9 protein-coding genes are annotated in these 9,250 nt (G+C 60.1%); all 9 read left to right on the top strand.

Annotation, left to right across the window (positions count from 1 at the left end; all coding sequences use genetic code 11):
• Nucleotides 1–1,210 precede the first annotated feature (1,210 nt).
• A complete protein-coding gene (locus tag FGE21_RS14655; RefSeq protein WP_139664077.1) occupies nt 1,211–1,993 on the top strand; it encodes an ABC transporter ATP-binding protein in 783 nt (260 codons plus the stop codon).
• 64 nt (nt 1,994–2,057) lie between these two features.
• Nucleotides 2,058–2,825, top strand: a complete 768-nt coding sequence (locus FGE21_RS14660; protein ID WP_139664079.1) for a transporter substrate-binding domain-containing protein — start codon at nt 2,058–2,060, stop codon at nt 2,823–2,825.
• Nucleotides 2,826–2,895: 70 nt separating this feature from the next.
• On the top strand, nt 2,896–3,609 hold the full coding sequence (locus tag FGE21_RS14665) for an ABC transporter permease (RefSeq protein ID WP_139664080.1): 714 nt from the start codon (nt 2,896–2,898) through the stop codon (nt 3,607–3,609).
• A gap of 13 nt (nt 3,610–3,622) precedes the next feature.
• The gene (locus tag FGE21_RS14670; RefSeq protein ID WP_139664082.1) at nt 3,623–4,315 is read left to right on the top strand and encodes an ABC transporter permease; all 693 of its coding nucleotides are present in this window, start codon (nt 3,623–3,625) and stop codon (nt 4,313–4,315) included.
• Nucleotides 4,316–4,352: 37 nt separating this feature from the next.
• A complete protein-coding gene (locus FGE21_RS14675; protein ID WP_139664083.1) occupies nt 4,353–5,150 on the top strand; it encodes a dimethylarginine dimethylaminohydrolase family protein in 798 nt (265 codons plus the stop codon).
• A gap of 211 nt (nt 5,151–5,361) precedes the next feature.
• Nucleotides 5,362–6,708: an ABC transporter substrate-binding protein gene (locus FGE21_RS14680; protein ID WP_139664084.1), complete on the top strand. Its 1,347-nt coding sequence runs from the start codon at nt 5,362–5,364 to the stop codon at nt 6,706–6,708.
• A 98-nt stretch (nt 6,709–6,806) separates the two neighbouring features.
• The gene (locus FGE21_RS14685; protein ID WP_139664086.1) at nt 6,807–8,108 is read left to right on the top strand and encodes a carbohydrate ABC transporter permease; all 1,302 of its coding nucleotides are present in this window, start codon (nt 6,807–6,809) and stop codon (nt 8,106–8,108) included.
• 5 nt (nt 8,109–8,113) lie between these two features.
• The gene (locus FGE21_RS14690; protein WP_218062781.1) at nt 8,114–8,947 is read left to right on the top strand and encodes a carbohydrate ABC transporter permease; all 834 of its coding nucleotides are present in this window, start codon (nt 8,114–8,116) and stop codon (nt 8,945–8,947) included.
• Nucleotides 8,947–9,250, top strand: a 304-nt coding sequence (locus FGE21_RS14695) for an ATP-binding cassette domain-containing protein (protein WP_139664090.1), incomplete at its 3' end; no start/stop codon positions are given. The genes FGE21_RS14690 and FGE21_RS14695, both read left to right, overlap by 1 nt.

Raw genomic sequence — 9,250 nt, forward strand, 5'->3', positions numbered from 1 at the left:
CACTCTTTTTTTGACCTCACCATTTTCAGTGAGGCCGACGTAGAGAAAAATATCCGCATACAGCTTTCACACATGCCCGCTGCAGAACGCCCCTACAGGGATCAGACGCAGTCAAGGCCACATCCACCCTATATGCAGCCCATCGGGCTTGCGTTGTTCACGGGGGCCGCTAAACTATCATGACGTGTATTTTGTTGGTTGGTAGCATGTTATGTATGAACTGGGCGTCGTCGCAGGGCGCATCTTAACCGTTGAAATTCGTGTGCCCGAACCGGGCTTGGCGCCTCCGCTGGAAACCATACGGCTGCAGGCAGGCCAGTTTCAGAGCATACTGCTTTTTTCAGGCGCAAAATCGGTGGACCGACACAGCGCCAGTCGACACTGCGGCTTCGCCTCATCCTCTGACAGCAGCCATATCCGGCAAAGGCGCTTTGGCGAACAATACCCGCGAAGCGTGCCAAGAAACAGCGCCGTGTTCGGGCATCCGACAACGCATCATGCCCCGCCCCATGGCCCGTGTGATCCCCATCTGCTGAATACAATCCAGACTCTGGCCCAGACTCTGACCCAAACTTTGACCCGGAGTCTGACCAAAATCCAGTGGCAGTCCCCCAGCCAGGCCATTGCTGTCCGCGTTGCCCGGCTCAGCAAGCTGTTCCACAGGATCTGTCACCGCACATCTTCCACAGCTGAGGCGGTGCCCTTTCGCAAAACACGCAGAACGGGTCAGGCTCCCGACAATATATACCCTTCGCTTTCCTATGTCGCTCAGTATATTGATCTGCTTCGCGAACGGCACGCGGCGACCCAGGGAACGGCCAATTGCCCCCTCATGCCCGGCGAAGATGCAATCGAGATATGTTTCTATACGGAACTGTTGCGGCGATACGTCGATGATTGCATCCGCGATCGAGAGGCATCGCGGGACAAAGCGACGAAAGCAGCATCGCGCGCCGAGCTGACGCCCGCACCAGAGCTGTAGAGCCGCACCTCTGTCCCCGATCAGCACTCTAGATCACCGAACCCGCGTCCCTTTTGGTCCCGCACGGGCCGGTCACGCCCCGTCCTGAACCGCTTTGGCGGGCATCTGTTCTGGACCTCAGGCAGGGTGTGTCACAAATTATAGACTGCACATTCGTGCAACAGTGTTGACGTATGGACCGCAACAGACCTAGGCTTCGGACAACCGACGCAACCCCGGACCCAGCTGATGACCGACGCTCCCACGCCCCTGCCCCCTGCCATTGAGGTGCGTGACCTGCACAAACATTTTGGCGCGGCGCATGTCTTGCGGGGGGTCAGTGTGGCTGCACAGGACGGCGATGTGGTTTCTCTGATCGGATCAAGCGGCTCCGGCAAAAGCACTTTTTTACGCTGCATCAATATGTTGGAAGCGCCGACCAGCGGCCGGATCCTTTTGGACGGTCAGGAACTGAACCTGAAGCCCGGACGCGAGGGGCTGATCGCACAAGACCGCCGACAGCTCGAAAATTTCCGCGCGAGACTTGGTATGGTGTTTCAATCCTTCAATCTGTGGCAACATATGACCGTGCTGCAAAATGTGATCGAAGGCCCCATACAGATCCTTGGCCTCGGCCGTTCCGAGGCCACCACCCGGGCAGAGGCCCATCTGGCCCGCGTGGGTCTGTGGGAAAAACGCGACGCCTACCCAGCCTATCTGTCGGGAGGCCAGCAGCAAAGGGTCGCAATCGCCCGCGCACTGGCGATGGACCCGCAGGTGATGCTGTTTGACGAGCCGACGTCGGCGCTGGACCCGGAACTGGTGGGCGAAGTGCTGAAGGTGATCCGGGAGTTGGCCGACGAGGGCCGGACAATGTTGCTGGTCACGCATGAGATGCGCTTTGCCCGCGATGTGTCCAGCAAGGTTCTTTATTTGCATCAGGGACAAATCGAAGAAGAGGGCCCCCCGGAGCAGGTCTTTGGCGCCCCACTCAGTGACAGATGCAGGGCCTTTGTCGCCTCCGTCCACTAGATTTCCCGACCTTGGGACATCGCGGGAACAACATGACGAACCACAACACAGGGAGCTATAAATCATGCAAAAAATGAACAGATTTGCCGCCGCCACCGCTGCACTCTTGCTGAGCACCGGCATAGCCAGCGCCGATGTGAAAATCGGCATCGCTGCAGAACCCTATCCCCCCTTCGCCGAAAAGGCCGCCGATGGCAGCTGGCAGGGCTGGGAAGTCGAAATGATCGGCGCCATATGTGCCGCGATGGAAGAGAGTTGCGAGATCGTCCCGGTTGCATGGGATGGCATTATTCCGGCCCTGTTGTCGGAAAAGATGGACGTCATCATGGCCTCCATGTCGATCACCGAAGAGCGCATGAAGACCATCAGCTTTTCCGACAAATACTACAACACACCTGCGGTTCTGATCGGCCCCAAATCGATGGAGCTGACCGGCGACCCCGCCAGCCTTGACGGGAAATATGTCGGTGTTCAGGTCTCCACCACTCACGCAAACTTTGTGGACGCTCATTTTGGCGAGACCGCAGAGATCAAGACCTACAACACTTTCGACGAGCACAATCAGGATTTGGTTGCAGGCCGCGTCGATGCAGTCGTGGGCGACAGTCTGGCGTTTCAGGACTTTCTGAACAGCGACGCCGGACAGGGTTTTGAAATCAAGGCCGAACTCGCCGATGTCGCGATCTTCGGTCCCGGTGTGGGCGGTGGCCTTCGCAAGGACGACACAGAGCTGCGCGACAAGATGAACGCCGCTATCCAGAAAATCCGGGACGACGGCACGTATAAAAAAATCTCCGACAAATACTTCGATTTCGACATCTACGGCGGCTGATCCCTGCTGAACTGACCGGGTTGCGCCGCAGGTGCAGCCCGGCATCTTATGTGACGAAAGCCTCCGCCCCATGGACAGTGCCCTCGATCTCCTTGCCCTGCGCCCGCCCGGTTGGGGCGGCAATCTGCTGATGGGACTGCTGCGGACGGTGCAGATCGCGGCGGGGGCCTATGCGCTTGGGCTGATCATTGGCCTGTGCGGCGCCTTGGGAAAACTGCATGGCGGTGTCGCGCTGCGCTGGGGGCTGGAAATCTATACCACCGTGATCCGTGCCGTGCCCGAGCTGGTGCTGATCTTGCTGCTCTACTATGTCGGCACGGACCTTTTGAATGCCGGACGCGCGGCATTGGGTCTGGAGCGCGCCGACATCAGCGGTCTCTGGGCCGGGATCTATGTCATCGGATTGGTTCAGGGGGCCTATTCCACCGAAGTGTTCCGGGGGGCATTTCAGGCGGTGCCGCGGGGTCAGATCGAGGCGGCCCGGGCGATGGGATTACCGCCGCTGAAGGTCCTTCGCCGCATCACCCTGCCGATCATGTTGCCCTACGCGCTGCCGGGTTTGTCAAATCTCTGGCTGATCACGACCAAGGACACGGCATTGCTGGCCGTCGTGGGATTTGGCGAATTGGCACTGGAGACCAAACAGGCTGCTGGCGCGACGCGGGAATATTTCATGTTCTACATGGCCGCCGGGCTGCTTTACCTGATGCTCACTCTGGTCTCCACTCTGGGCTTCAGCTTGCTGGAACGCCGCCTGCGGCGTGGCCAGCCGACGCAGACGTAGAGGGGCGCGCAAGATGGAATGGTACTGGCTGCCGGAATACGCGCCGAAATTTCTGGAAGGGCTTTGGGTCACCCTTCAGCTTTTGGGCCTGTCGATTTTCTTTGGCATGACACTGGCAATCCCGATCGGGCTGGTACAGGTCATCGGCCCCTGGCCGCTTGCCTGGGCCGCGCGCGCCTTTTGCACAGTAATCCGTGGCACGCCGCTGCTGATCCAGCTGTGGCTGATTTACTACGGTCTCGGCTCGTTGTTCCCCTTTATCCCCGGCATCCGCGAAACACTGATCTGGCCGCTCCTGCGAGAGGCCTTTCCCTATGCCGTTGTTGCTTTTTCGCTGAGTGTTGCGGGCTATGAGGGCGAGATCATGCGCGGCGCCTTTCGCAGCGTTCCGCGCGGCGAGCTGGAGGCGGCGCGGGCCATGGGCATGCCCCCCTTCACCGTGCTGCGCCGAATATGGCTGCCGAGAGCCTTGCAGAACGTGTTTCCCACCTTGGCCGGCGAATTCATCCTGACGCTGAAATCGACGCCTCTGGCGGCGACCATCACTGTCTTTGAGGTCTACGGCGTCGGCGGCATCGTCCGGCAGGAGACCTACCGCATCTACGAGCCACTTCTGTTTGTGGCGCTGATCTACCTCTGCCTGACCTTCGCGCTGGTGGTGGCTTTCCGGCTGATGGAACGCCGGATGCCGCGCCATTCGGCCTGAGACGCCCCTGAACTGATCTGACAAAGGAATCCTCCCCATGACGGACCGCTCTTTCCGTTTTACCCATGCCATCTCGCGTCGGCCCAGCGCCAGCATCACAGACGGGTTGCGGGCAGTAGATGTCGGAACGCCCGACCTCGCCCTGTTTCAGACGCACCACGCCCAGTATATCGAGGCCCTGCGTGACACCGGCGCCGAGGTCACCCTGCTGGACCCGCTGGAGCCCTACCCGGATGCGGTTTTTGTCGAAGACACCGCATTGTGCCTGCCTGAAGGGGCCATCATCATGCGCCCCGGCGCGCCCTCCCGGCTGGGCGAGGCTGCAGAAATGGCACCGCATCTGCGCGCGCTTTACGGCGAGGTCCGAGAAATCACCGGCACCGAGAGCTATATCGAGGGCGGCGACATTCTGACCACCGAGCGCGAAATCCTCGTGGGCCGGTCCGCCCGCACCAATGCAGCCGGGATTGCAGAGCTGCGCGCCCGGGTCGCCGACTGGGGCTATAGCGTGCGGGAAGTCATCACCCCGAAAGGCGTGCTGCATTTCAAGACCGATTGTTCACTTCTCGACGCGACCACGGTTTTGGCCACAGAGCGGCTGGCGGCATCGGGATGTTTTGACGGATATCAGGTCATCCATACCACCGAAGGCGAGGAAGCAGCCGCCAATACCATCCGCTTCAATGACCTTGTGCTGATGCCCGCAGGCTTCGCCGCGACTCGTGAGCGGCTCGTGAACGCAGGATACACGGTGCGTGAGATCGGAAACTCCGAGGCCGCCAAAGTGGATGGCGGAATGTCCTGCCTGTCCCTGAGGTTCACACCAACCCGCTGAATAGGATACATATTTCCGCCCACCGCAAGGGGCGCCCCGGCAATCACTCCGGGGCGCCCCTTTGGTTTTTTCGCGCCGCACAGGGCCACCGTCAAAAAAGTGAAACACGAATCGACTACCTCTGCCCCCGTTGATGCACACGTGTGCACGACACCGGAACATATACGCCAAATCACATCGCTCCCATGACCAACCAAACGGGGAAACGACCATGACAAACCTGCGCGCTCTTCTTGCAACCACGGCTCTGGTGGCCTGCGGCACTGCCGCTGCGGCCAGGGATATTACCATCGACGTCTGGGCCGGCGGCTCCAATGACGCGGACAGCTACCGCTGGGAGGCTATCGAACTCGCGGCCGACATCCTGGAGCGTGAATACGCCATCCAGGGCGAAGAGCTGAACATCACCATCGAAGCCAAGCGCGACTTTGGCGGATGGGACGAGTTCAAACAGTCCGTGACGCTCGCGGCAGAGGCAGGCACCGCACCGGCCATCGTCGTGACCTCGCATCTCGACATCGCGCCCTGGTCCCAGGCCGGCTATATCGTGCCCGTCGAGGATTATCTGGATCTGGATTCCTGGCCCCTGAATGACATTTACCCGAACCTGATGGAAATCGCGGCCTATGATGGCGTGCAATGGGGCCTGCCGCAGGACGCCGAAAGCCGTCCGTTCTTCTTCTGGAAGGACACCATGAAGGGCATCGGCTATTCCGACGCCGAAATCGACGCGCTGCCCGCGAAGGTGGCCTCTGGTGACTACACCCTGCGCAATGTGCTGGAAGACGCCAAGAAAGCCGTGGAATTGGGCCTCGTCGAAGAGGGGTATGGCTTCTACCCCCGTGTCTCGAACGGGCCGGATTACGCCCAGTTCTATCAGTCCTTTGGCGGCCAGCTACAGGATCCCGAGACCGGCAAGCTGGTGCTGGACAAGGCCGCAATGGAAGAGATGTACCAGTTCTTCGTTGATGCAGTGGCCGCAGGTGTCACTCGCAAGAACCACATCGGCACCGAATGGAGCCAGTGGTACAACGAAGTTGCCAACGGCAAGGCGGCCCTGTGGCACGGCGGCACCTGGCACTATGCCCGGTACACCGGCAAAGAGGGCAACGAGGATTTCTTCGGCACCATCCAGTTCTCGCTGATCCCCTCCGGCAACGATACAGGCCGCGCCAATACGATCACCCATCCGCTCGTCTATCTCATGACAGATCAACAGGATGACATGATCGAAGATGTGGCGGCTCAGCTGATCAAAATCGCCTCGGAGCCGCGCATGAACTCTCTGCATGCGATCAAATCTGCCCACCTTGGCATCACCCGGCAGCAGTCCAATGTTGAGCTGTACTCCGGCAACCGCTGGGCAGATGAGGCCACAACCCGCCTTCTGGGAACCGCGAATGCACAGCCCAACCACCTGCAATACGGTGCCTTCTCTGAAACGATGTGGAAAGGGCTGGAGGCGGCCTGGACCGGCGTTCAGACCCCGGCAGAGGCAGTCGCCGCCGTCGAAGCGGAACTGAAGGCCAAGCTTGGCGACGAACTGATCGTCCGCTGAATTTCTTCCCCCCAAGAAGATTGGGAGGGCGGTCCGCCGCCTTCCCACCTTTGACCTTATCACCTCAGACATCATCACCTCAGACATCGGGACTTGTCATGCGCAGAGTAAACTGGCTGGGCCTCGCTTTCCTCAGCCCCGCCCTTGTCATGGTGGCGTTGTTCTTCCTGTTGCCCGTGGTTTTGACGGGGTTCTTTGCTTTTACCAATATGTCGACCGCCACTGGCGTCACCGGTGGAGAATATCTGCTGAACAGTGCCACGCTGCGGAGTCTTGCGGATGACGGCCTGCCGCAGGACACATTGGAGAAACTCGCGTCAGGCGGCTACCGGGTGGATGCGGAGGGGCTGGCCGCGCTGGCCGCCGCGACAACGCCCGCCACCGCAGCCGAGATGGAACGCCTGCATGGCGGCGCTGAATTCACCGACCGTCGCGACATGGAACGGGCGCTCAAGGATCTCCGCGACAATGCAATTCGCAAAACGCGCGAGCGTAAGGAAGCCGCCGAGCTGTTCAAACGGTCGATCCTGAACGAACGCTTCGCTGACGAAGCCCAGTTTGCCGCGGCTCTGGCCGACACGGGGATTGCCCCCTCCCACGCAGCACAGGTCACCGCCGGGGCCTATACCGGCTGGGTCTGGACCACAGAGAACGTGTCGCTGCTCTTTGCCCTGCCCTCCACCCTGCGGTATGCCGCAAACACGGCCCTCTATGTGACGCTGACGCTCGCCTTCAGCGTAGGCTTTGGATTGTTTCTCGCCATTACCACCTTCTACCTGCCAAAGGGCCAGGCGACGACGTTCCGGGCAATCTGGTTCCTGCCCCGCATCCTGCCTCCGGTGCTCTACGTCATGATGTGGCGCTGGTTCACCTGGGACACCGGCTTTTTGGCCACCTTCAGCGGATATTTCGGGGCCAGCCCAAAGAACTGGATGCTCGACACCTCCTACCACGCCTGGACTGCGGTTGTGCTGATCAATGGCTTTGTCGGCTCGTCGATGGGGATGATCATATTCTCCTCCGCGATCCGGGCCATTCCGAGTTCCATGCTGTTGGCCAGCGAGGTGGATGGCGCCAGCCGCTGGCAGCAGGTGCGCTGGATCATCCTGCCGCAACTGTCCTGGCCGATCCTGTTTATTACCTGCTACCAGACGCTGTCGCTCCTGACCTCGTTTGAATATATCCTGCTGGCCACCGACGGCGGCCCGGGGCGGTCAACAGAAGTCTGGTCGCTGGCCGCCTATCACACGGCGCTCAACAACTATGGCGGCAATCTGGAATATGGGTTGGGCGCCGCCTTTGCGCTGGTTCTGGTGGTGATGGGGATCCTTGCAAGCTTGCTCTATTTCCGCCTGTTCAACTTCAAACGACTGATCACCACGCCACTGATCGAAGGATGACACGGATGTCCCCGCACTCTTCCCACCGCAACTGGCCCATTCTGTTGGTGCTGTCGCTGGTCTCTTTGCCGTTGATGATCATGTGCGCCTACTCGGTGATCGACGCCTTTACCGACACTGGACCAGGCACGCTGCTGCCCGCGCGTGTCACGCTGGAACATTTCCGCTTTCTTTGGGAACCGGTGGCCGAGGGTCGCGGCAGCATCTGGACCGCCACCGCGAATACGTTCATCTTTGCGGCGACTTCGGCTCTGGTCGTGACCATGGTGTCGCTGACGGCGGGCTATGCCCTGTCGAGACTGAATTTCCCGGCACGCGGCTTTTTCCTTGCCGGGCTCATCGTGCTGCATGCCTTTCCGACCATCACGCTGATCATCGCCATTTTCCTGATCCTGCAGATGCTGGGCCTCTATGACACGTTGATTGGCGTCATCGTGGTGAAAACCGCATTGGAGCTGCCCCTGGGGATCTGGATCATGAAGGGGTTCTACGACACCGTCCCGTGGGAGATCGAAATGGCCGGCGTTCAGGACGGGGCCAGTCGCGCGGCGGTCTGGTGGCATCTGGTGTTGCCACAGGTGCAACCGGGGCTGATGGCGCTGATCCTGTTTTCCTTTCTGTCGGGCTGGTCGGAATACATCCTGCCGCAGGTCCTGGCGCCGGGATCAGAGGCGCAGGTGCTGTCAACCTACCTCAACAGCCTGATACTTGACGACACCAAGGCCGACTTCAACCTGTTCAAGGCCGTGGGCCTGTTCTACGCGGCGCCCGTCGTCCTGATCTATCTCTTCTTTCAAAAGCACCTCATGAACATCTATGGCGGAGGCACCAAAGGCTGATGCAACTTGATCTGATCGACTTCATCAAACGTTTCGGCGACACCACAGTGATCGAGAACATGTCGCTCTCGGTTCAGTCGGGCGAAATGATCGCGCTCCTCGGCCCCTCGGGCTGTGGCAAGTCCACGACATTGTTTGCGATTTGCGGCATCCACCGCATCGACGAGGGCCGACTGCTGTTTGGCGGCACCGACGTGGCCCACCTCCCAAGCCAGTCGCGAAACGTTGGCGTGGTTTTCCAGAATTACGCGCTCTATCCGCATATGACAGTAGCAGAGAACATTGCGTTTCCCTTGAAGGTTC

The organism is Phaeobacter sp. B1627, assembly GCF_006265095.1.
In the GTDB taxonomy this organism is placed as follows: domain Bacteria; phylum Pseudomonadota; class Alphaproteobacteria; order Rhodobacterales; family Rhodobacteraceae; genus Epibacterium.

Excerpts from the sequence above, each read along its gene's own strand:
- FGE21_RS14655 (WP_139664077.1), top strand. The coding sequence starts at position 1,211 with ATGACCGACGCTCCCACGCCCCTGCCCCCTGCCATTGAGGTGCGTGAC.
- FGE21_RS14660 (WP_139664079.1), top strand. The coding sequence starts at position 2,058 with ATGCAAAAAATGAACAGATTTGCCGCCGCCACCGCTGCACTCTTGCTG.
- FGE21_RS14665 (WP_139664080.1), top strand. The coding sequence starts at position 2,896 with ATGGACAGTGCCCTCGATCTCCTTGCCCTGCGCCCGCCCGGTTGGGGC.
- FGE21_RS14670 (WP_139664082.1), top strand. The coding sequence starts at position 3,623 with ATGGAATGGTACTGGCTGCCGGAATACGCGCCGAAATTTCTGGAAGGG.
- FGE21_RS14675 (WP_139664083.1), top strand. The coding sequence starts at position 4,353 with ATGACGGACCGCTCTTTCCGTTTTACCCATGCCATCTCGCGTCGGCCC.
- FGE21_RS14680 (WP_139664084.1), top strand. The coding sequence starts at position 5,362 with ATGACAAACCTGCGCGCTCTTCTTGCAACCACGGCTCTGGTGGCCTGC.
- FGE21_RS14685 (WP_139664086.1), top strand. The coding sequence starts at position 6,807 with ATGCGCAGAGTAAACTGGCTGGGCCTCGCTTTCCTCAGCCCCGCCCTT.
- FGE21_RS14690 (WP_218062781.1), top strand. The coding sequence starts at position 8,114 with ATGTCCCCGCACTCTTCCCACCGCAACTGGCCCATTCTGTTGGTGCTG.